This window comes from Vibrio sp. CyArs1 (genome assembly GCF_022432925.1).
GTDB lineage: Bacteria > Pseudomonadota > Gammaproteobacteria > Enterobacterales > Vibrionaceae > Vibrio > Vibrio mediterranei.
The window spans coordinates 187,078-211,316 of the sequence record NZ_JAKRBO010000007.1 but is presented as its reverse complement, the minus strand read 5'-3'; the positions used below and the strand labels follow the sequence as shown (position 1 = coordinate 211,316).

Here is a 24,239-nt window from a genome sequence, read left to right as displayed (position 1 = left end):
TGGCGGCCTCTAATGAAGAGGCCGCTAATCACTTATTTAAAAAGGAAGCAATCATGAAAAAAACACTGATAACATTAGCTCTTACCATCGCTTCAACCGCCGTGATGGCAGAAGGTATGGATCATTCGAAAATGGATCACTCCAATATGGACCATGGCATGATGAATCATTCTAATATGGACGACGCTAAGATGGACCATAGTAATATGATGAACATGGACGGGATGTCTGCTGTGGGTATGCCTGCCAAGGGAGCGAAACCCGATAAAGTGGTACATGTGATTTTAACGGATGACATGAAAATCACTTTTAAGCGTGATGTTAAGATAGAACCTAATGACGTCGTTCAGTTTGTGGTCATGAACACTGGCAAAATCGACCATGAGTTTTCTATCGGTTCTATTGCAGAACAATTGGAACACCGTGAAATGATGAAATCGATGCCAGCGGGACATGATCATCATGGTATGGGCAACGTGGTTTATCTTGAACCAGGCAAAGCAGGACAGTTGCTATGGCATTTTCATGGTGAGAAACAAGTCGAGTTTGCTTGCAACATTCCAGGCCATGCAGAAGCTGGGATGGTTAAGAGCATCACATTGTAATAGATCGGTGTTTCGTTAGTAAAAGTGCCCTAGAAGATAACTTCAAGGGCACTCAGGTCAGCAGGAAACCTTGTCACCGAGCTGCCATTAGCCTATTTGTTCGGTGGCGTACCTTCGGCGTTCGACATAATGGCATCTATTTGAACTACCGCATTAGACGGTAAACTGGATACGCCGATAACGGTCAACGCTGGCAACAAATCACTGAAATAGCTTCTCAATACTTCTTCTAGTGCGCACAAATCATTCATGTCTTTTAGCTGAATGTTGAGTTTAACAATATCATCCATCACGTGGTCGATATTTTCTGCGATGGCTTTAATGTTCTCGAAGCATTGCATCGCTTGTTCTTTTGTCCCTGAAGCAACAATCTTACCAATCGAAGGATCAATAGGCAGTTGCGCTGAGATATTGTTGTAGTGAGAGAAGGCCACGCTTTGCGTCGATAGGGCGTTTAACGGTGCTTTTTCGGTATTGGTTGCCTTAATAACGATGCCGTGACGGTCTTCAACTAATTGAGGCGGTGTACCATCGCCGTGAGAAACGGTCGCATCTATTTGTACGAGTGCATCCAGCGCTAAGCCTTCCACAACCACACTGGAGCGTGCAGGTAAGTAATTAACGGCACGAGCAATGGAAGAATCTGGGAAGAAGGTTTTATACACTTCGTCAACGGCCTCAAGATCCTCCAACTTTGTGATATGAATATTTGTTTTGACGATATCATCCATCGGCACGTCAATGCTTTCGAGTATCGTTTTGATATTGCGTAGACATTGTTGTGTCTGTTCTTTTATCCCGCCTGTCACTACATTCCCCGACTTTGGTTCGATAGGCAGCTGAGCTGAAATATGATTGTAGTGGGAAAACGCAACAGTCTGGCTTGAGAGTGGTGTTATCGGCGCGTTGACGCTATTTCGAGTTAATTTCACCAAATCACAAGGGTCTTGAGGGTAGGTACCTTCGCCATTTGAAATGACAGCGTCCATTTGCACCAACGCCCCTTTCATTGGCAAGTCAGCGACTGCAAGTGACGTATATGTGGGGCGGTGTAGAGGAAAGAAGGAAGCATAGACTTCATTGACTTTGTCGAGGTCGGTAATGTTTTTCAGGTAAACGTTGATCTTCACCACGTCACTCATCGTATGCTCAATGCTGTTTACTATCATTTTGATATTTCTCAGACACTGTTTTGCCTGCTGCTCTATACCACCCGAAATAAGAGTCTTGGTAGCAGGATCGATGGGTAATTGAGCCGAAATATTATTGTAGTGAGAAAAGGTAACAGACTGTGTAGATATTGGGCTTACGGGCGCTTTTTCAGTATTCCTTGAAACCTTAATGATACGGTTATCCATGTAGTGGTATCTCCAATTTTCGTTATTAGTTAGGATAAAACGAACAAATAATAAGCAAAAAGAGAGCCAAACTAACAAAAGGGTAAATGAAAGCTTCAAGTAGGGCGGATTTACTGTCGCACTAAATGCATGGTGAGGCGTTTATCTTAGCTTCTGGCACTAAGATTTATCTGACAGTGAGAGCGGGTGGTATAAGTCGAATTGCGTTTGTGTTAAGCGTCTAGTTAGGTTTCAGGTAACGGTTATTGTCAATTTTCTAGGCATTCTTGACGGTTTAATCTCATGAGCTGAGAAAATGATGGTCTTTAGTCCCCCAGATAATACTGGAAGGACGCACTACTCTCATCTGCAGAAAAGTCTACTAATAACGATTTGAATCTTATCAACCGAATATGAAACTAGCACGCCAATGGAATCTCGACTAACTTTAATCCAACGTCGTTGTGCCTTTTAAAACAAATGCTTAATGACAACTTACGCAATAGTTTCAATGATATAAAGGATTGATTATGCCTCTTCATAAAAAGTCAGCTGTTCGTGGTTCAATGTTAGATGATGTTTACTCTTCCAAAGATTTGTCAGTGGTTATGCCCAAGTATCGAATCCCTGAGAATGAGCACGCACCTGAACATGCCTATCAAGTTGTTCACGATGAACTTATGCTAGACGGTAATTCGCGTCAGAACTTAGCGACATTTTGTCAAACATGGGTAGAAGATGAAGTTCATCAATTGATGGATGAATGCATCGATAAGAACATGATTGATAAAGATGAGTACCCACAAACGGCGGAGATCGAAGCGCGTTGTGTTCATATGTTAGCGGATCTTTGGCATGCGCCAGATGCAGAGAACCCAATGGGTTGTTCAACGACGGGGTCGAGCGAGGCCGCGATGCTTGGCGGGATGGCATTGAAGTGGGCTTGGCGCGAAAAAATGAAGAAGCAAGGCAAACCTACTGACAAACCAAATCTTATTTGTGGCCCAGTACAGGTTTGTTGGCATAAGTTTGCGCGCTATTGGGATATTGAACTTCGTGAGATTCCAATGGAAGGTGATCGCCTCATCATGACACCTGAAGAAGTGATCAAACGTTGTGACGAAAACACTATTGGTGTAGTGCCGACTCTTGGTGTGACGTTCACATGCCAGTATGAGCCAGTAAAAGCGGTTCATGAAGCGCTAGATAAGCTTCAAGAAGAAACAGGCTTAGATATTCCTATTCACGTTGATGGCGCCAGTGGTGCGTTTTTAGCGCCTTTCTGTGACCCTGATTTAGAATGGGACTTCCGCTTGCCTCGTGTTAAATCGATTAATGCTTCCGGCCACAAATTTGGGCTTTCGCCATTGGGTGTGGGTTGGGTCGTGTGGCGTGATGCTGATGCGTTGCATGAGGATTTGATCTTCAATGTAAACTATCTTGGCGGTAACATGCCAACATTTGCATTGAACTTCTCTCGCCCAGGGGGACAAATCGTTGCGCAGTACTACAACTTCTTAAGATTGGGTAAAGAAGGCTATAAAAAGATTCATGATGCATGCTACGAAACGGCACGCTACATTGCCAAAGAAGTTGAGAAGATGGGCATGTTTGAAATCATTTACGATGGCCACGGTGGTATTCCAGCACTAAGTTGGTCTATCAAGAAAGGTGCAAACCCAGGCTTCAACCTTTATGACTTATCGGATCGCATTCGATCTCGTGGTTGGCAGATTGCAGCGTATGCAATGCCTGCGGATCGCCAAGATCTGGTTATTATGCGTATTCTCGTACGTCACGGTTTTAGTCGAGACATGGCGGACTTGCTGATTTCTGACTTGCAACATTGTGTTGATTTCTTTGACAAGCACCCAGTGGTTAACGGCAGTGATGCCGACGAGTCTAGCAACTTTAACCACGGCTAAGGTTGCCACCGCTCTAGGTAATCGGTAGAGCGATGCGTCGCATTGCTCTGCTGCTTCAATCACAATGTAGCAGGTGAGATCATGTCTTTTCTTTTTAATTACTTATCTGAAAACCCATTTGTATTTCTATTTCTATCACTCGCGATAGGGTACCCATTAGGACGTATTACTGTTAAAGGTGTGAGCCTTGGTACAACGGCAGGTACATTGATTGTTGGTGTTGCGTTGGCGTTGACCTCATTTTCAGTCTTTGGATTAAAAATTGAGGAACCGGGGCTAGTATCGGACATCTTCTTAATGATGTTTATGTACGCCATTGGCATGAAAGTAGGTCCTCAGTTCTTTTCCGGACTGGCGAGAGGTGGCTTAGATTTTGTCGTAATTGGGCTAATCGTTGTTTTTAGTAACTTCGCCATCGTCGTGATTGGCGCCAAGTTGATGGGATTAGAGCCTGGATATGCGGCAGGTATCATCTCTGGAAGCTATACCGTTACCGCAGTAATGGGTGTCGCACAATCGGCGATCACTTCGGGGGCTTTTGTGCCGCCGGCGGGGATGAGCGCTGATCAAGTCAGTGCTAATATCGCTGCGGGCTATGCCATCAGTTATGTATTGTCGACGGTGCTCATTATTCTGTTAATCAAATACTTACCTTCGATGTTTGGTATTGATCCAGTAAAAGCAGGTAAAGACGCAGAGAAAGAGTTTTCTACCGGCGATGACAATGAGAAACTCCCCAGCACCTTTGGGTTTTCAGACGTTGGTGCTTTGCCTATCGATGTTCGTGCCTATAAGGTGACCCATGAAGAGTTGGTAGGGCGCTCGGTCCAAAATCTTTATAAACAATTCCCCGATGCAGTGGTGCTAAAAGTCGTGCGGGGCGATGAAGTGTTGGATGCTTCGGCGAACCCAACGTTACAGTTAGGTGATGTTATCGGTGTTCGTGGTGAATACAGTGCTCTTATCAAAGAAGGTGAAGCAGATATTGGCAATGAAGTTGACGAACCTCGAGCGCGCAATGTCGATATTGAAGTTGCTGACATCCATGTGGGTAAATCAGAACATGCAGGTAAAACTATTGCTCAGTTGCATGCTGAGGTGGGTTTTGGCGTGTACTTCAAAGCGCTATTTCGACAAGGTCATCAACAACCACTATTACCTAATACAACGGTAGAAGTGGGTGATGTTGTTCGTATTGCAGGCTCACAGTGGAGTGTAGAACAAACGGCTTCTCAGTTGAATAGTGTGCCCATTGTAGAGAGCACAGTCACAGAAACATTCTACTTAGCGTTAGCATTGCTGGTAGGTTATGTGTTTGGCCACTTGAGTGTGACCATTGCAGGAATCCCATTTGCCTTGGGTACATCTGCTGGTTGTATGCTTACTGGTATCGTGTTCTCGTTCTTACGAACTCGTAATCCGGCGTTTGGCGGCCCAATGAGTGAGGGGGCGCGAAGCTTCTTACAAGATATTGGCCTTAATTTATTCGTAGCGGTGCTAGCTGCGACTGTGGGGCCTAAGATCCTAGCCTCATTTCAAGGCATTATTGTGATTAAAATAGCGTTACTTGGCGTGACAGCAGCGCTTGTTCCACCGTTATTAGCTTGGTTGTATGGTCTGTATGTTCGTAAGATGAATCCGGCCATTCTTGCTGGTGCTTGCGCTGGTGGTAGGAATAGCACACCTGCAATGAAAGGAGCTCAAGATGCCACTCAAAGTGACATGCCCGCGATTGGCTATCCAGTGCCATATGCGCTAACTTCCGTTATCGTTTTAATCCTTGGCTATATCGCAATGGTCATCAGCTAATAGTCTTATGAGCTGAATACGATACTAATGAAAAACGGCACTCTTTGTGCCGTTTTTTCTTGTGCTATCTATATGTGATTCATAAAACCGTAGGCATCATAAAACTCACACTCCAATATCAGAATAAGTTGACACTATCGGCTAAATACTGCTCAATATCCTGACCGTAAGGTCAGAAAATCAAGGGAATGGAAATGAGTGATATTGAGATTGGCTGGCGAGATAGGCTGTTTATGAACATCAGTATGCCAGTAAAAATGCTGCTACCGGGCATTGTAGGTTGTTTGGGTATTGTTGTTCTATGTATATCAAATTTGTACGCTTTAGGTGTGTTATCGGGTGGCGATGGCGTTCAATTACTACTATCGCCTGCTGCGATTATTGTCTTTTCATTGGTAGTCGTTGGGTTGGTGCTGTTCTTATCCACCGGCATCTCCCAGAATATCTTACCGCTTCTCAAACACATCATTGATACTATGCAGCAGGTTCAGCGCGGTCAGCTTGACCACCGAATTGGCTTTTCAGGACAAGACGAGTTCGGTCAGATTGGTTCGGCTGTCGATAGTACTCTCAATAAATTGGTTTCTCTTATCAATGATGTTAATGGTTCAGTTGAGCAGCTTCAGCGTTGCACTCACCATATCGAAAGTGCTTCTTCGGATTTAGATGACTTGTTCAAAACCCAGGTGACTCAGCTAGCCGATACCACGTCAGACATCAACAATATTCAAGTGGCGATAAGCCGTGGTGAGCAAGAAGCACAGCGCAGTCTTGATGCAAGCCAATCTATCTCCAATCAGTTCTTAGCGATTCAGGAGAACAACCAGCAACTAACTAAAGATGTCGATCAACTCAGACACGAAATGGCAGAAGCAAATCAATCAAGTAATGTACTGACCGATGTTTCGATGAAGGTTCGGGATGTTTTGCATGTGATTACTTCGATCTCAGAGCAGACGAATTTGCTTGCTCTGAATGCTGCCATAGAAGCCGCTAGGGCTGGCGAAGCTGGACGGGGTTTTGCAGTCGTAGCGGGAGAGGTAAGAACCTTATCGGAGAACACCCAAAACGCTGTGTCGGAAATTCAAACCATGACCAAACAACTTATCGATACGGCGAGTACTTTAGTATCAGCTATTGCGAAAAGTGAGAGCAGTGTGAGTGAAATATCTCAAGTGACCACGCGGTCCACGGCCAGCTTTGACGATATAACTGTCGCTTATAATCAGCTTCTGGCACTGAATGAACAGATCTGTAACGACTCGGTAGAAACACTGCACCTATGTGAGCAGTCTATCGACAGTTTAGAGGTGGTGAATAAGTTGGCGCTCGACTGCACTAAAAGTACCGACAATGTTGTGCGTGCTAAGGATGAGTTGGTGACGATATCGGACTGCTTGGATGCTTCATTGGAGTCGATTGCGAAATAACTGAGTAACGATAGTGACAGAGATAGGTCGACAGACAAACAAAAAACGCAGCGTTTAACGACTGCGTTTTTTAATGGTGCTCGCTAGTTAAACGGCGATTAACCTTTTAGGCGAGTTGTTTTAGTCGACTTGTTTTTGATCGCTCGCATCAGACGTAATCTGCGCTCTGCAGAGCCTTGCTCGCTCGCATTATTAGTACGACCTTGGCGGTCTTTGTAAGCTGGTTTAGTGTGCATTTTCTGTAGCAAAGCATCACGGTTTGCTGGCTCGTAACCTGCAAGTTGGATACGCTTAATGCGGTGTTGAATTAGGTTCTCGATCTGAACCAGAGTAAGTTCTTCTTCACGGCTAACGAAAGAGACAGCATGACCTTGCTGACCTGCGCGGCCAGTACGACCAATTCGGTGTACGTAGTCTTCAGCTAGGAATGGCATGTCATAGTTTACAACGTGCGGAAGACCTTGAATGTCTAAACCACGAGCCGCAACTTCTGTTGCCACCATCACACGAGCCTTACCTGTTTTAAATTCTTCCAGAGCGCGACGACGAGAGCTTTGTGCTTTATCTCCATGGCAAAGCACCGCTTTAATACCATCAAGTTTGAGCTCTTTTACCACTTCATTGGCGGTCTCTTTGTAATTCACGAAAACCAAAACCTGTTGCCAGTTTTTGCGACCAATTAGCTCTGACAGTAGTTCAAGCTTACGATCTTCATCTACGGGATAAACTACGTGAGCAACAGTATCTGCGGTTGAGTTCTCTGCGTTGACAATAACGCGTTTAGGCTTACGCAATAGATCTTGTGCTAGGGCGTTCATCTGAGGTGATGATGTCGCGGAAAACAGCATGGTTTGAGGTTGGCTGTTAACGCTGCTCATGATAGTGCGAATTGCACTAATGAAGCCCATATCAAGCATACGGTCCGCTTCATCGAAGACTAGGAACTCAAGATTAGCAAGCTTAACGTTACCAAGCTCCAAATGCTCGATAAGACGACCCGGAGTTGCAACCAGAATGTCGACACCAGCTTCAAGTTTGCGTTCTTGAGACGACATTTTCGCACCACCAAACACGGCTGCAACTGACACGTCGACGTATTGAGTGTAGCTTTCGATGTTATTAGCGATTTGATCCACTAATTCACGAGTTGGCGCCAGAATAAGTGCACGTACCGCTCCACGAGTGCGAGCCTTTGGAGTATCAACAATCTGTTGAATAATTGGCAAAGAGAAAGCGGCTGTTTTACCTGTGCCGGTTTGAGCGTGTGCCAGAATATCGTGTCCACGACGAGCATGTGGAATCGCTTGTTGTTGAACTGGAGTGAGTTTTTCATAACCACACTCGGTCAGTGCTTGCACGATCTCGGATGAAAAACCTTGTGATAAAAATGACATTCGTTGTTCCTAAAAGCAGATGGCGGTATTTGGTGTTTCTCGTTAACCAATCAACAAAATGATTGTTGACCAAAAATACGGTCGGTGATTATAGAAGAATAATTGCTGCCTGTGGTGACTAATTTTGGTTGTTTGAGTAGAAATTGTACAGTTATTAGGCTAACAATCTGAAAATTAATGCGATATGACGGTAATCAATCTGAATTTGGGAAGGACTTTTATCGTTAAATTGTAAGCCTCCCTCTTTGTTGAAGAGGAAGGCGTTGGGTAGCAAGAACTCAGCTAGCTTAAAATGAGATATTGAAGTTATGTTGTATGGTTAACCCGAGTAGATGAGAACGCTCTGAGACTAAATCTCGCTTTTCATTTTCTAGACGTTTGCGCTCATCATGATTTTCGCTTGGTGTCGTTCTTAACTTATCTTCGATAGTACGTAACTCGGTTTCAATCTGTTTAAGGCGCTGGTCGCGTTGTCTAGCTTGTTTGCCCAACTCATAGTTTTTGAGAAAAGACTCGCCCGGACATACATAGTAGTACTGCTGTCCCTCATAACCCACCTTGTAACCATTATCCGGTGAACAGTACAGCCCCGTCCCTACTTTGAATCCCTTTGACCATTGTTCTCTATCGGGAAAAACAGCGGCTTCACTACAGTCACTGATATAGCTATCAATCATTTTAGGGCTATGACCGTTAAGTCCATCGCTATAACCAACTTGATACCAGTCAGCGTTGTTACACTCTTCAATAGACATACTGGAACAGCCAGAAAGCGTGATAGCTAGTGCAGCGACAAGCCATTTGATATTTAAACTTTTTAGTCCGATATACATATAAAATCCAAAACAGTGAAAAATAAAAATAGTGCTAAAGCGTCGAAAGTTACTTAGTCAACAATGCTCTTCGTCAAGCTTATTAAGTAACTATACATTCATAGAGATTGGGTGAAGGTATTGGTTTATTTTGTTCTGTCTGTTTTAACGACGTCGACGGTTAAAAGTAATGAACCAGCTAATTGCCGAACTAAAAAGTAATAGCCAGAATAGGGCAAGAAATCCAAAATTCTCTACAAGGACGCCCGATTGATCGACATAAGAATCGCTCATAAGAAAGATAGCTCAGCAGAGGTTTGCCAAGCCAAATAGAATGAAAGTTAACCTATATTTTTTACAGTTCATTACCTAGCATCCTTGCCGTCACTCCAACTTTTATATCGAGCAATATCACCAACTCTTATTCTATCACCTAGGGTAATTTTCGATCTGTAACCGAATGTACTAGCGGTGTCATGAAACGTAGTTGGCTTTCGTGTGTGTAGGAGTCCAAGAGTTGGTTTGCCAGTGCCTCAGTGAATAGCATTGGGGCGTTGAACTTTCAGTAATGTCTTATTTGTCACTAGAAGATAGGGTGGGAAGTCATACAAACAGGTACGATAGAAATCTCGTTATGGCGTACAAAATGTATGAACGACTTCCTCTCATTGTGCTGGTAAAGTTTTGAAGTGATTAATGCGCGAAACATGTGTGCTGGTGCTTCCTATTCCAGGACTTTTCGTGGAAAAAGTACGCGATGGTATTAATCGTTGGCTCTAATGTTGCCATGATACCACCTGCCAACACATCACCCGTTAACAAATAAACGACACCAAACGCCACACTAAAGTGTACGGTCGCAAATGAAGCTGTCTTAATGGTTTCGTTATTTCTCAAAGCTTGAAGGCGTTGGTTTTTGTCCCAGACACGTTCGTGAAAGTAAAACGCAACGGTATTTACCGCTGGTTCAAGCATTGCAATCATACTCGCGATTAAGATTTCGCCAGTTAGCGCATATGCAACCGTAAAGGCAATAGTAAAATGGATAGCGGCAAATCGAATCGTCTTAATCATGGGATGTATCACTCAGTTCAAATCTTATGAACCCATTATGATGAACTGGTTATGAGAATTAAAATCAATTAAATCTCTTTTATTGATAGGCAATACCTATATTTCGTTGGTGAGTTTTTTAAGCAGATGCACCGCTAGTGCACCTAAGGAAGAAAAACTAGCGCATACTGAGGCGACATTGACCTTAGTACTATTCTTGTGCTGAAGCAGGGTAAATGTATGAAGGAGCGTTAGATATCTTCTGATGTACAAGCACTGGCGCTCCTTCATTTCACGTTTTGTAGATTCATGCTCTAGTAGATAGTCAAGCTGCGATAGATCTCGTTTCGATTAAACGAAAACCGAGCTCATTCCTTTCTACTTCTCCGGCAGCGATTGCTTTACTCATATAGCTTCCGACGGTGTTTCGCGACATATTAAGTAATGAAGCAAGAGTAAGAATATTTAATGGGATAGACCCATCGTAGGTCGCTGCACTGATTGCTTCCATCGCCAAACGAATCTTCAAATCGGTATTTTTTTCGCCGCGTAGGCGAAATAATGTCAAGCAAAAGCGCTGTTTTTTTGCCAAAGAGAAGTTGATCATTTTTGAAAAACTACAGCAAGAATCCATTAATTCTTTGACATCCTCAAAGGGTAACAGCAGCACGGTACTGTCGGTCACGGCTTGTATATCAGACTGAGCACCCTCACCCAAAATCAATGGTACATCATTGATAAGGATGCCGGGAGTAATCAGGTCGTACTTCAAGTTAGTGCCTTCATCGATAGTGGGGTAAAAACCTAATACGCCCTGTAAAGGGATAACGATATCGCTCACACTTTGATATTGGAAGAACAGAAATTTACCCTTGGGAATGGTGACAACTGCTCCACGTCGGATAAGTTGACCTGCAAGTTCGTCGCTAGCGCGGTATATCTCTTTAAGTATCTTCTGGACTGACATTTTAAGCCTCTCAAGAAAGGGATGAGCGCTATTCCTTAGCTTCTTGGGGGTTGTATGTCTGTGATTATAAGAGGGCCAAGACGGTGAATAAATAAGCCGCTGGTTATATAAAACATAAACGCCGTTTATATTGTTCAATCTCTTCGATAACGAAGAAGTTTGACCAATTGCCTGCGTCGCTTTTCGTTACAAGCTATTACCATGCACTCATAGTGCACCTTTGGATTGCTGATTTGACTATGATTTGCGCCATCCGAATCTGTGAGTTGCAAACGATGAACAAAAACCTTTTAGCAGTCGCAATGGCTGTAACCTTCTCTTCGTCCACATTTGCTGGCGGTATCTTACTTCACGAAGTAGCTACCTTTGATAGTGTTTCTTCTGCTGGTGTAGGGAACTCATCTAATCGTACTGATGCAAGTGCCGTGATTACTAGCCCTGCTGGTCTAACGGTGATAGATGACAATAGTTTTTCTATTGGCGTTCAGTACTTAAACGCAAAGACTGAACACAGTGGTACTGGGGTTTCTGTTGACAAGTCAACGACAGGTGAGTCGAATGCTTTTATTCCAAGTCTTGCTTATGCACAGAGAATCAATGACAGCTGGGTTATCGGGGCATCTTTACATGGTGAAGGTGGTTTGAGTATGGACTATAGCGGTGGTCTTGTAGGACCTAATGGTGGTCTTCCAAAAACACTGTCTGATGAAGCGTTAAATTTGCAGTTAGCCGCTGGATTCCAGGCAAGCGACAATCTGTCTCTTGGCGGAGCTTTGATCGTTCAGCATTTAATGACGTCGTTTGAGCTTGGTGGTGATTCTAGGCTTGATGGAGATGGCAGTTCTACGGCGGCAAGCTTTATGCTATCAGCTATGTATGACGTGTCAGACTCTACTTTTCTATCTGCCAACTATAGACACAAAGTAAAGCATAACTCTGGTGATATCGATGTGTCGTTTGATGGCAACCAGTTTACGTCAATTGAGCGAAATGCTTCTTGGCCAGCTCAACTTGATTTTGGCCTTCAGCACAAAATCTCAGATGAGTTAACTTTCAAAGCCATGACGGGTGTTGAATTTTGGTCACAGTTTGATGATGCTGCAAACAACGTTTATAGCTTAGGTACAGCGCTCGCGTATTCTCAAAATGATTGGACCTACCAAGGTGGTATCCGTTACGACTCGAAAATGTATGACACTGACAAAATGACCCCTGCGCTTCCTATTGGAGCAAACTGGTCGTTAGGTCTTGGCGCAGAAAAAGAGCGTTCAAATGGTCATCGAATCGGTATCGCATACCAATACCGCAATATGGGTACTCAAGACGTCACCTACACTGGCCCTACAGACACAATTCCTTATTTTACTGGCAGTGTGGATACCAACCGTATTCATGTTCTAAGTATCAGCTACGCCTACTAACTTAGTGAGCTAACCGTAAATTGGCCTCTCACAGTTGTGAGGGGCATTTTTGTTTTTAATGAGAAATAAAGCGTTATGAAAAAGAATGGTCTGTTTTCATCGGTTGTCAGAGCTTTTGGCTTTGTTACCGTTGTTGGATTATTGGTAGTGACAGGAGTCTCAGCCAAAGAGAAACATCATGAAGATCCAACCAAGATCGTTACCAAAGTAGGTGCTGGCTATTCAGACTCTGCGTTTGTGTCTGGTTCGATTGGCCTTGATGAAGCGAGGATGATCAACGCTCGATACAATGAGACTGGAGAGTGGCGCTTGGGTGGCTCATGGCTATTTGATTTAGGAATCTTAAACTTCAACTTTAGCCGTACTGATTATGAAAATGGTAGCTATCGCAACAACTACAGTATTGGCACCTACATCCCTCTAAGTTACTTTGACATCTCTCCGGCAGGATGGATGCTATTTCCCATGGCGGGCTACAGCTACAACGATGGAAAAATGGCAATGCCTTCAGAAGAGGTGGATAACGAATATGTACTGATGCGAAGCCAAAGTCACGGCGGTTATTTGGGAATGTTTGGTATTCGTCCAATTGATGACTCGGATTGGAGCGTACTCGGGTTTGCTGGTGGCTCGATAGGTTCGGATAATTACCGCGGTTACTGGGGCGGACTTGGCCTTAGTTATAAGATAAACAAAAATGCATCGTTTAACTTCTTTGGAATGCTTTCGGAGGACGACTACGGGACCAATAATAAACTGGCAGGATCGGTGAGTTACGAGTTTTAATGAAGTAAGGCTTTAAGTAAGCGAAAGTAAAAACGGCGGCTATCATTGATAGCCGCCGCGTCGTTTACTCCTCAATAAACTTGTGCTTTATCTGACTCTCTCTTTCCTGCGGTTTGAACTGATTAAACCTAGGTAAGAACTTGTCCCAATCAATCACATGACTGTTGATCTCTGGGCCATCGATACAAGCATGTTTACGAATCAATTTTCCATCTTCCATTACTGGGACCATACACGCACCGCACATCCCGGTTGCGTCTACCATGATAGAGTTAAGGCTCGCCACGCACTCCACTTTGTACTCCAAAGTTAAGTCGCTTACAGCTCTCATCATGAGTGGTGGACCTATAGTAATGACTTCCGCGATAGGTTCGCCTTTTCCGGCTTGATGCTCATCTAGGCGGTCTTTTAGAGGGGTAGTGACAAACCCTTCTACACCAAAGCTTCCGTCATTACTGGTATAGATGACTTCCAGTAAATCAGGGTAGAGCGCTTTGAGTGTTTCGACTTTATCGCCTTGCTCAGTCCAGAATGCTTGAGGTGCGCCTCTAAAACCGGAAATCAAAGTGACTTTGTTACCAATTTCGAGATGTGCGCGCATAATAGGATGAACAGCCGGAAGACCCACACCACCTGCGGTGAAGTAGACTCTGTGATTATCTTGGTGCACAACGACTTTACTTGCTTGACCTAGTGGCCCCGCAATCGCTTCAAAGATATCGCCTTCCTGCATCTGGTTGATAAGTTTAGAGCTGCTTCCTAGCCCCTGAATCACTAACTCAATCGTCCCTTTTTCAGCATCCCAATCAGCGAGTGTCAGTGGAATTAACTCGCCTTTTTCATCGGCAAGAACTCGCACAAACTGACCGGGTTTTGCGGAACGGGCGATGAGTGGGGCGGTAATGGTAAATTCGACAATCTCATCGGTAAGTTGACGACGTTTGACGATTTTAGCTGGCATTTGCCCAAGTTCAGTGTAATTGCTTGCCTGCGCGACTAACCCTTCGACTTCTTTTAAATTGAAGTCTAGCGTACTCATGATTTCACGAGCGGCTGCTTGCCCATCACCTGCCGCTTTAATGGCTGTTGAGCCACCACGAGTCGCATCACCACCACTATAAACACCAGCAAGCGAGGTTTCCTGCGAGCCTTTATTAAGCAGCAAGGTACCCCATTTCGAGGTGTTAAGATCTGGGTTGGCGTCTTTCATTATAGGGTTAGAACTATTACCCAGAGCCATGATGGCGAAATCGACCTTCATTAGCTCCGTTTCCCCGGTTGACTGCGGTCTGCGACGGCCTGAGGCATCTGGCTCACCTAGTGCCATTACGTCTAAATCGGCAGTCGCCAGTACATGGTTTTTGTCCCCATTAAACTGACAAGGAGAGCGTAGTTCTTTGAGCATAATGCCTTCTTCTAACGCATGATGTAGCTCTTCCACACGAGCAGGCATCTCTTGTTGCGTTCGACGATAGACAATAGTCACGTTAGCGCCAAGGCGACGAGCGGTTCGCGCGGCGTCCATTGCGGTATTACCACCACCGATGATCATCACCTCTTTATTGTCCATCTCTGGCATAGGTGTCTCATAGTCAGGGAGGTTGGCGTGCATCAGGTTGACGCGAGTTAAGAACTCATTCGCTGACATGATATTAAGTAGATGTTCACCCGGAACGTTCATGAAGCGCGGTAGTCCTGCCCCAGTGCCGACAAACACTCTCACAAAACCTGCACGTTTGAGGTCCGCTAGGGTGGCAGTTTTACCAACGATGTAGTTAGTGACAAAGCGGCCTCCGAGCGCTTTGATTTTTTCTACCACGTCATCCACCAATTGGTTCGGTAGACGGAACTCAGGGATACCATAACGTAACACGCCACCTAGTACATGGAATGCTTCAAATACTGTCACGGGGTAACCAGCTTTGGCCAGTAGGTAAGCATTGATTAACCCAGAAGGCCCTGAACCTACAATAGCCACTGGCGGTTTGCTAGCGGCAACCCAAGGGTTACACGCCACAGGTTTCGGCGGCTCACCATTAGAAAGCTCGCGCTCCCGTTGTGGTAAGAACCACTCCAACTGACCGATTTCAATCGGTCTATCGTTGTGAGTACATACACCTTGGCATTGAAGCTCTTGTGGGCAAACTCGACCCGTAACATTTGGCAGAGGATTGGCGTCGCGTATTAGCTCAAATGCCGCTTTAAAACGGCCTTCGCCCATTAAGTTCAACACTTCTGGTATGTGGATCTTAACCGGACATCCTCCATCGGCTTCTTCCGCGGGATTGCCATCGCGGTCGCACATTAGGACACCGACTTCACAAGGTTTGTCTTCGCATTGCTTATCGCGAAGCACTTCAAGCCACACAAACAGCTCTACTTCGCGCAGCGAATAACCCAACCCCATGTAGCCAAGGTAGCCTTGGCTCACTAGATCGAAGTCTTTGCGGCGTTCTTCCGCAGGACGAACGTAAGGAGGAATATTATTGCTGCCCGGCCAACCTTCAGATAACCCTTTAAACATGGGATAACGTTCTGAAAGGTGCAGGTCTAAGCCTTTAACAAATGCCCGTTTTTGTTTCAGTGGAATTCGCCATAGATAACGCTGTAGTGCGGTACTAAGATCGTTGCCCGCGAGCAACAGATCCCATAGTTTAGTGGTGAACTCTGCCGATAGGTTACCGCGTTTCAGCGTGTCCTGGATTAGCTGTTGACTCTCTTCGATGATCATTTGCTGGAAGCGCTGTGGATTTTGATCCATGCGCTTTAGCATAAGCTCCCGTTGAGATTGAGTAAGTAAAGCGACCATAACTACACCTCCACCGAAGCAGGAGCGTTAAAGTGAATGATTTCAGCATCACACTCATCAGCGATTCGTGCGGCACGTTTCACTAACTCATCAGTGAGTGTCACTTTGGTCAATGAACCCGGAATGACTTGGCTAATCACTTTCGCTTCACCATTCTCAACCACGGTTGTTTTCTCAAACAGTTCACTCAGTTGTTGGTAGCAGGTCTTGCAATCGGTACACAGACATTTTTCGTCCTCATTGATCGCGACAAGAGGTTGCGATTGTCCATCGGCTTTCGCAGGTGCGTCAGTGGTGTCGATTTGTGTCACAGGGATGCTACTGGTTGGTGTTGCAACCATAGCAAGTTCTGCTAGTCCGTTTGCGATGGACTCAATAGTTTGTTCATTGTTGTCCAAGGCTTGTTGATATCGCAGTTTCCACTCTTCGATTTGCTGCTGATAACCTTGCTCGATCTGCGCTATATGCTGTCCACTTAATGTTTGTAGCATGTGCCAGTTGCGAAGACGCTCTTCACTCAGTGCCACTAACGACGGTGAAACAGAGAGCTGCACCAAATGTTGCTGTTTATCGGTGGACCAGATAAACGGTACTTTATTTGCGCGTTCTTGAGCGCTTAGCTTGAGGTAATCAGCGAGCTCTACGGTGTTGTCGTTATCGCTGACTAGCGCAAAGTGTTTCTTGAATCGACCCTCATACAACGCGAAGTCTGCGGCGGTAAATGGCACTTGTTTAAGTTGGGTCATGCCATCGTTATCTAGGTAGCTGATGGTATGTGTTGCCCAGTCCTGATCCAGTTCAGGGTTACCTTCAATAGAGAAACGCTCTGCTAAAGTCTCACCTCTACGTGGGTCGTGAACAAATACCGGACTCATGCGGCTCTCTACGGCTAAGCGAGAGTGTCGCGTGCTAGCATCATCGGCGATACCGTGCTCACCCATACAAGGGGTATAAACATCAAACAGTGCTGGTGCATCTTGATAATTCAAGTACTCCATCAAGTTCGACATAAAGTGACCTTGTAATGCCGTTGAGGTCTGTACCACCATGACTTTCGGATGGAAGGTAGCAATAATTCCTAGCTCTTTACGTGCCTCTTCTTTACCGCTATGAGCACTGCCGAAACGGCTGAGGTCGGAATCTTGCGCGGTGAAACTTGCTGTGGATGCTTGTCCTCCAGTATTAGAGTAGCTCCCAGTATTCAATACAAAGATCTTAATCGGTGTACTGGTAGTTAACAGTCTAGAAAGCGCACCAAAACCAATATCATAGGTTGCGCCGTCTCCACCGATGCTGAATACCGTTGGCATCAGTGCCAATTCTTGATCGGACAACTGACTCCACTCAAGGTAACGAAGCTGACGATCGTGAATCTCTTCATCGTACATATCTTCTAATTCGAGTTTTGCAGTGCGCAGTGCTTTGAACTGTTCAAGCTGATTGGCTGCTTCACCTTCAAACAAGCCTTTCGCGACCGCCGGGGTGTCTTGGAACAAGCTGTTTACCCAAGGGTCGTTGTATGGGTTTGCAGGGAAGGTAGAGGCATAGACGCTACTACAGCCAGTGGCGTTAGCGATAAGTGCATCAGAAGGGCCATTTCCTGTTGGACCATGTTCGAATAGGAACAAGCGTTTTTCTAGCGTTTCAATAGTGCGAACTAACCGCTGGGTTCTGGTATTTTCACTGTCTTGTCCAACGATCATATCCAACTTGTCTTCAAGTTGCTCAATCATAGACTCAAGAGTCTGTATATGAGCTTGATAGCGTTGTTGTTGCAGTGCTCGGTTGATGGAGGTGACGAGTCTTAAGGCTGTGACCTCACCACAGCCGCGACATGCGCCGTGACCAGAACTCATTGCATAGTAGTTGCTGCGGTCGAGTAGCAAACGTTTTGACTCTGAGGCATCTTTCACACCTTGTTCAACAAAACGAGTAGGCGTATTTGGCATATTCGCAAGCGTGTTGAACAGTTCGTGCATTTGCTGGTTCATTTCGGTGGTTTGACGAACTTTTTCTAACGCATTCGGGCCGCAAACGTCGACACATTCCATACAGCCGCTACATTTGCTTGGGTCGATAGCCACAGAGAACAAACCGCCACTTCCTGGTACCGCTTTTTCCATCGCATCAAAGAATGGCTTGGTGCGGCTTACTGGTAAGGATTCTAATGCCACGCATAGCGCTGCCATTTGCAAGGCGATAGGCTCTTCAAAGGTCATGGAATCCACAACTTTTGATACGACTTGATGCAGTGGCTGTGATTCCCCTTTTGCCGAGCTGCGGTAGTGGTGGCGTACTGCGTCCAGAATTGGCGGCATTTTCGCTTTCAAACTGTCGCGTTGTACAGGTGGAATATTCAGTTTGTCTATTGCTACATAGGCAATATCGTGCAGCTCATGCACCGCGTTAGGAATAGCGCCATCTGGGCAAGCAATAGTACATTCCATACAGCCAGTACACTTGTCTGCATCAAATTTAGGCACGTTAAGCCTAAAGAGTCCTTTATCTTTAGTGATGGCACTGGCAGGAGGCAGGAACATGCCAGAACCTGGGATAACAGGAGCTTCGCCAATGGATCCATCAACGTAGCGTTTGCCTGCGATATTATTGAAATAAGAAGGATCAAATAATCCGCAACTGGCTTGCGCTGGTTTTTGGGTTTCGGTTTGTGCTAGCGTTTCACTGGTTTCGACATTGTCGTTAAATGCGCTGTAATTGACGTGCTGTGTGGCGTGCATGCCTTCACGAATCACTGCCATGTTACTGGCAACGACTTTCTCGCCTTTTGAACCAAATTTCTTGGCGATTTGTTGGGTAATACGCTCTAACATCGCCGACTCATCAGCACCTTGGGTAACTTGTTTTGCATGTCCACACAAGGCTCCGATAAAGGCGATACCCATCATACGGATTTCTAAATCAGCTGATGGCGCTTGCTCACGCGCTACCTTGAACGCATCAACAATGTAGAAGTTGATGTTGTTGTCACGAATGAACTGACGAGCACTCGCAGGGATCTCTTGCCAAACTTGCTCTGGCTCGTGATGAGTTTGCAAAATGAAAGTGCCGTTTTTACTAAGACCCGCCAGTGGATTGGTGTGCATAAACACTTTATGGTCGGGTGAAAGAACGACTTCGACCTGTTGTAGTTCGGCATTGGTGATTTTGATAGGTTCTGGAGAAAGAGTAATAAAGAAGTTGGTTGGTGCGCCACTTTTCTCAGAACCATATTTCGGCATGGACTTCGAGTGCAATCCTAATGCACCAGAAAGAATGTCCGTCAGTAGCTTACCCGTGGCGATGGTGCCGTATCCACCGACAGAGTGGAAGCGTACACGCATTGCCGATTCAGGTAACAGGTTAGGGTTTTCACCTGTTTCTAAAGCCATCAGCTCAGTATCTGGATAAGCAGAGCGTAATCGATCTTGAATCTGTTTCAGTTCGCCAGTTGCCTGTTTGTCGAAGAACTGGCTGCCTAGGTAGAAGAATGGCTTAATGTTCTCTGAGCGCATGTTATCAAAAGCAGCGATCAAGTGCTTAGGTTGCAGGTCGTGACCACCAAGTCCGAAGATACCAGTATTGATCATTGGTATGTGCGTTAGTGCTTTGATGCCATTGTGGCGAGGGTAGTGGGCATTTTCTTGCGCTTTAAATAGCGCTCTAGAGATGCGTGCAGTTAAGCGTGTTTCGTCGCAACGCTCTAGCACTGTTACCGCAGTTTTTCCCGCAAGTTTCTCGACGATTTGCGCTTCAGGGAATGGATGCAATTGTTTGATGGAGATGACGCCGACTTTTTGACCTTGTTCTCTGAGGTGTAAAGCAACGGCTTCAGCATCATCCGTGACCGAGCCTAAACCGACAATGACGTATTCTGCGTCATCACATAGATAATCCATGACAGGCTCATAGGTGCGACCCGTTAGCTCACCATATTCACGCATGGCTTGCTCGATAAACTGTGGAACATCACTCAGGAAGTGGCTGCGATGGTCGACGATACCCGCTTGGTAGTCTGGCTGATTTTGGACACCTCCCGTTAATCCTGGGTTATGCGGATCCATCAGCGCTGGTACACGTTGACGCGTATCTTTTTCATAGGCATTAAGCCAAGCACGTTGCCATTTTTTCAATAGTGCTTCGGGTAGGTAAGCGTTGGTGGATTCAATCCATTCGCCCTGAGCGTCTTTTTCTATCGCTTCTTCATTAGCTGTGATATAGCCTCTTAAGTCGGCTAATTTTTCAGGCCAAAACTGGTCTTGGTATTTGTCGATAAATTGATTGAGTTGCCAGACGCGGCCTTTGGCACCATATAGCATTCTCTGAGCTTCTGTTGGTGCGAGAATTCGATCGGTTGGGTCACCGAGATATTGTTTAAGTAATTCTGGCTCAGGTAGTTGAACTTCACTTTGAATATGGCTCGTTGCGAAGCCATCCATGGTATTGGCGACAGGAATTAGTGACAAGGCACTGACGCGATACGAAATGGCAGCAAGGTCGGCCGCTTCTTGGGCATTACTTGCAAATAAAGTGGTGTATCCAGCAGATAACAGAGCGTAGACGTCATCATGTCCCGCCATTACATTCAGTGAATGACGAGAAACTGAACGCGCCGCGACATGAAGCACAAAACCTGCAGCCTTCTTACCTACGGTCACATAGTGCGATTCAAGCCCGTATAAAATCCCTTGGCTTGATGAAGCGTTGGAAATGTACTTGCCCCCTGTCAGCGCGGCGCCTAATGCGCCACTTTGCGCAGAATGCTCACCTTCAGGTTCGAAGAAGAATGGGTGTTGCCCCCAAACATTGCAACCACCTTGAGCTCTAAAGGCTTCATACAGTTCGGAAATCTCAGTAGAAGGGGTGATTGGGTATCCTATCACTCCACCACAAACGTAATCCATAACATGTGCGACAGCGCCATTGCCGTGGATTACAGTAGTCAGGCCGGGATAGGATGGGGTGTTGCGGTGCGCATTGCTCCCTTGGGTCATCGTAGACATAAGAGGTTGCTCCTTGGTATATGGTTTTATTATTAGTTCGACTTCCTTAATGCGTCGATTCTTTACTCCTCACCAAATACTTCATGGCTAATTGCCAGCTTGCACCTTATCATTCAGAGCATTTGGTGATGAACCACATAAACCTAGTGATCGCTCTCGAGATGACCATCTGATGCTTATGCGTTAAATACTACACCAGTTGCAAAGACAACTTTGCTCGTATGTTCACAAAATCAACACAATTTATGTGGTTATAGAGGGTGGGATAGAAGAGAGGTCGGTGAGCCTTATCAGGTGATGTTCAGAAAAAGAAAATTTCAGAATTACATGTGGTTAGTTTAGCTATAACCTATTGAAAAAGATGTGGTTTATTTAGTTCAGTTCAAGTTAGTATCTTTGATTTTAAAAAATGCTACTTAAATAAATATTCAATGGTCTATTTTAATATGCCTACAGTGTAATATAGGAGTAGTCTTATTATTATCTATAGTAGTGCCAATTAATAAATTTAAAGGCATAAATATTAACTGTCTGATATCTATAATTATATTTTAAATGAATGTGAATAATTTCCGATCATGTTCAAATAATCATGTAAAAATTAGTAAACTGGATTTTATTAATAGTTAGGTTAGGATAATATTGTCCACTAATTAAGACAGAGATGTCTTTTATTTATCAACCTGATTAGAATAACTTGTTGTAATAATGGTAAAAAAGATTTTTTCACCGTTGTGGGTGTTAGCGCTTTCTGTTGCTTTCCTGTTTTCCCACAGCGCTCGCAGTGAAGCGGAGATTAGTCCAACATCGGCTAAAGGCATATACAACAGCGCTAAGCTGTATGGGATCGTCGACTTTCAGTTGTTTAAAGATGCCTATAATGCATATGAAAGTACTACCAATCGCAGTAAATCACTATTAACTATTATTGATTATTCGAAGCCCTCTACAGAAAAACGCTTTTATGTCATAGATATGGCGAAAAAGTCTTTGGTTTTTAATACGTATGTAGCTCATGGTGTTAATAGTGGCAAAAAGACGGCGACTAAGTTTTCAAATATTATAAATTCTCGCAAGACATCACTGGGGACATTTTTAACGGACACAACATATTACGGCTCTAATGGTTATTCACTAAGATTGGATGGACTAACAAAAGGCGTTAATGATAATGCTCGTGACCGATATATTGTTGTTCATGGAGCAGATTACGCTAACGAATCTTTCATGAAGAAAAACGGCTATCTTGGTCGTAGTTGGGGTTGCCCAGCCTTGCCGGAAAAGCTGTCTAAAGAAATTATTGATACAATTAAAGGCGGCAGTGTTATTTACGCTAGCTCTTAATGAATAATTATCTGATTTTTAAATTAAAAAGCCCACTATGAATAGTGGGCTTTTTGCTGTCTAGCTAAGCGTTTTGCTTTGGTTTACTAGCACGAGGTTTGCTTGGTCTAGGCTTACGCTTCTTGTTCGCACCGTTGTTTGCATTATTCGTACTGTTACGATGATTAGCGTTACCTGACTCACCGTCGCTTTTACGCTTAGTATTGAACTTTCTTGGTTTACGAGGCTTTTCAGAACGAGGCTTATCTGCACGACCATGTCCGGATGCAGTCGATTTCTCTTGGCCTTCTTGTTTAGGCTTTTTTGGTTTCTTCGGCTTCTTCGGTTTAATTGGGCGCGTGTCCAGCTTTGACTCAGGAACGGCGTTTACTGGTTTGAATCCCTCTAACTCGAATCGGTCAATAAGTTTACCGATCAGTCTTTCAATACCGAATAGCTCTTTTGCTTCATCAGCACATACTAAAGAGTACGCTTTACCAGTTTCACCAGCGCGGCCTGTACGACCAATTCGGTGGACGTAGTCTTCAGAGACATGAGGAAGATCGAAGTTGACCACTTGAGGTAGCTGTGGGATATCGAGTCCACGAGCCGCGATGTCAGTTGCCACTAGTACGCGAATTTGCCCGGTTTTAAAGTGCTCAAGTGCTTTAGTTCGCGCGCCTTGGCTCTTGTTACCATGAATCGCGAGTGCTGTGATTTTCTTACCTTCAAGGAAACGGGCGAGACGGTTTGCGCCGTGTTTAGTCTTACAAAAGACTAAGACTTGCTTCCAGCTACCATCGTCTATTAGCTTGGCCAGCATAGCTGGTTTTTGCTTCTTATCTGCCACGTATAAGCTTTGCTCTACGAGTTTTGTGGTTGAGTTTGGCGGTGTGACTGATACTTCAATAGGGTTATTCACCAACCCTTTAGCCAGATCACGAATCTCGTTGGAGAAAGTGGCTGAAAATAGTAGGTTTTGGCGGTTTTTCGGCAATAAATCGAGGATTTTCTTAATATCGCGGAAGAACCCCATATCTAACATACGGTCGGCTTCATCAAGTACGAGCACTTCAAGTTGAGAGAACTTAATGGCGTTTTGCTGGTAAAGATCAAGTAGACGACCTGGTGTAGCAACCATCACGTCACAGCCCTTACGCAGCTTCAGCATTTGTGGGTTGATCTTCACGCCACCGAACACGCACTGTGAGGTTAGTGGAAGGTTAGTGCTGTATTTGAACACGCTCTCATGAACCTGTGCAGCAAGCTCACGCGTTGGGGTAAGGATAAGCGCGCGAATATGATTGCCTTTCACTCGCTGACCTGAGTTTAATCTTTCAAGTAACGGTAGCGCAAAGCCAGCGGTTTTACCTGTGCCGGTTTGTGCTGCAGCCATAACATCCTTGCCTTCGATAATTGCAGGAATGGCTTGCTCTTGAATTGGTGATGCCTTTTCGTAACCTAGATCTTGGATAGCACGAAGAATAGGAGTCGAAAGACCTAAAGATTCAAAACTCATAGTGGTACTCGTCGGTGGAGTGAGAAAAGTGGCAGTCATGGGATAGAGC

15 protein-coding genes are annotated in these 24,239 nt (G+C 44.9%); 7 read left to right on the top strand and 8 right to left on the bottom strand.

Annotation, left to right across the window (positions count from 1 at the left end; all coding sequences use genetic code 11):
- Nucleotides 1-53: 53 nt before the first annotated feature.
- Nucleotides 54-605: a cupredoxin family protein gene (locus MMA19_RS20175; protein WP_124940803.1), complete on the top strand. Its 552-nt coding sequence runs from the start codon at nt 54-56 to the stop codon at nt 603-605.
- A gap of 92 nt (nt 606-697) precedes the next feature.
- Here MMA19_RS20175 and MMA19_RS20170 read toward each other — a convergent pair whose 3' ends face one another.
- A complete protein-coding gene (locus MMA19_RS20170; protein ID WP_240207068.1) occupies nt 698-1,963 on the bottom strand; it encodes a RidA family protein in 1,266 nt (421 codons plus the stop codon).
- A gap of 509 nt (nt 1,964-2,472) precedes the next feature.
- On the opposite strand from MMA19_RS20170, the gene MMA19_RS20165 reads away from it, so the two are divergent.
- The 3 genes from MMA19_RS20165 to MMA19_RS20155 all read left to right on the top strand — a co-directional run bounded on the left by MMA19_RS20165 (nt 2,473) and on the right by MMA19_RS20155 (nt 7,106).
- Nucleotides 2,473-3,867 carry a glutamate decarboxylase gene (locus MMA19_RS20165; RefSeq protein ID WP_198557519.1) on the top strand — a complete coding sequence of 465 codons (1,395 nt, stop codon included), beginning with the start codon at nt 2,473-2,475 and terminating at the stop codon, nt 3,865-3,867.
- 81 nt (nt 3,868-3,948) lie between these two features.
- Nucleotides 3,949-5,676, top strand: a complete 1,728-nt coding sequence (locus tag MMA19_RS20160) for a transporter (RefSeq protein WP_240207067.1) — start codon at nt 3,949-3,951, stop codon at nt 5,674-5,676.
- Nucleotides 5,677-5,870: 194 nt separating this feature from the next.
- Complete coding sequence (locus tag MMA19_RS20155) at nt 5,871-7,106, top strand: methyl-accepting chemotaxis protein (RefSeq protein WP_198557522.1); 1,236 nt, start codon at nt 5,871-5,873, stop codon at nt 7,104-7,106.
- A 98-nt stretch (nt 7,107-7,204) separates the two neighbouring features.
- Here MMA19_RS20155 and MMA19_RS20150 read toward each other — a convergent pair whose 3' ends face one another.
- The 4 genes from MMA19_RS20150 to MMA19_RS20135 all read right to left on the bottom strand — a co-directional run bounded on the left by MMA19_RS20150 (nt 7,205) and on the right by MMA19_RS20135 (nt 11,332).
- Nucleotides 7,205-8,500: a DEAD/DEAH box helicase gene (locus MMA19_RS20150; protein ID WP_240207066.1), complete on the bottom strand. Its 1,296-nt coding sequence runs from the start codon at nt 8,498-8,500 to the stop codon at nt 7,205-7,207.
- Nucleotides 8,501-8,787: 287 nt separating this feature from the next.
- On the bottom strand, nt 8,788-9,333 hold the full coding sequence (locus MMA19_RS20145; protein WP_240207065.1) for a DUF2799 domain-containing protein: 546 nt from the start codon (nt 9,331-9,333) through the stop codon (nt 8,788-8,790).
- Nucleotides 9,334-10,005: 672 nt separating this feature from the next.
- Entirely contained in the window at nt 10,006-10,386 is a 381-nt protein-coding gene (locus MMA19_RS20140) for a DUF2061 domain-containing protein (protein WP_063605719.1), read from the bottom strand.
- A 304-nt stretch (nt 10,387-10,690) separates the two neighbouring features.
- Nucleotides 10,691-11,332 (bottom strand): Crp/Fnr family transcriptional regulator, encoded by a 642-nt coding sequence (locus tag MMA19_RS20135; protein ID WP_240207064.1) that lies wholly within the window; start codon nt 11,330-11,332, stop codon nt 10,691-10,693.
- Nucleotides 11,333-11,607: 275 nt separating this feature from the next.
- Here MMA19_RS20135 and MMA19_RS20130 point away from each other — a divergent pair, with 275 nt between their 5' ends.
- Both MMA19_RS20130 and MMA19_RS20125 read left to right on the top strand, forming a co-directional pair.
- Nucleotides 11,608-12,753: an outer membrane protein transport protein gene (locus MMA19_RS20130; RefSeq protein ID WP_240207063.1), complete on the top strand. Its 1,146-nt coding sequence runs from the start codon at nt 11,608-11,610 to the stop codon at nt 12,751-12,753.
- Nucleotides 12,754-12,828: 75 nt separating this feature from the next.
- Nucleotides 12,829-13,539: a hypothetical protein gene (locus tag MMA19_RS20125; RefSeq protein ID WP_240207062.1), complete on the top strand. Its 711-nt coding sequence runs from the start codon at nt 12,829-12,831 to the stop codon at nt 13,537-13,539.
- A 64-nt stretch (nt 13,540-13,603) separates the two neighbouring features.
- On the opposite strand, the gene MMA19_RS20120 is transcribed toward MMA19_RS20125, so the two are convergent.
- A complete protein-coding gene (locus tag MMA19_RS20120; RefSeq protein ID WP_240207061.1) occupies nt 13,604-16,348 on the bottom strand; it encodes a sulfide/dihydroorotate dehydrogenase-like FAD/NAD-binding protein in 2,745 nt (914 codons plus the stop codon).
- Nucleotides 16,349-16,350: 2 nt separating this feature from the next.
- A complete protein-coding gene (locus MMA19_RS20115; RefSeq protein WP_240207060.1) occupies nt 16,351-21,348 on the bottom strand; it encodes a 2-oxoacid:acceptor oxidoreductase family protein in 4,998 nt (1,665 codons plus the stop codon).
- Between the two features lie 708 nt (nt 21,349-22,056).
- Here MMA19_RS20115 and MMA19_RS20110 point away from each other — a divergent pair.
- On the top strand, nt 22,057-22,692 hold the full coding sequence (locus tag MMA19_RS20110) for a murein L,D-transpeptidase catalytic domain family protein (RefSeq protein WP_038229911.1): 636 nt from the start codon (nt 22,057-22,059) through the stop codon (nt 22,690-22,692).
- A 64-nt stretch (nt 22,693-22,756) separates the two neighbouring features.
- Here the strand turns inward: MMA19_RS20110 and MMA19_RS20105 are convergent, their stop codons facing one another.
- Nucleotides 22,757-24,190, bottom strand: a complete 1,434-nt coding sequence (locus MMA19_RS20105) for a DEAD/DEAH box helicase (protein WP_240207059.1) — start codon at nt 24,188-24,190, stop codon at nt 22,757-22,759.
- Between the last annotated feature and the right edge of the window lie 49 nt (nt 24,191-24,239).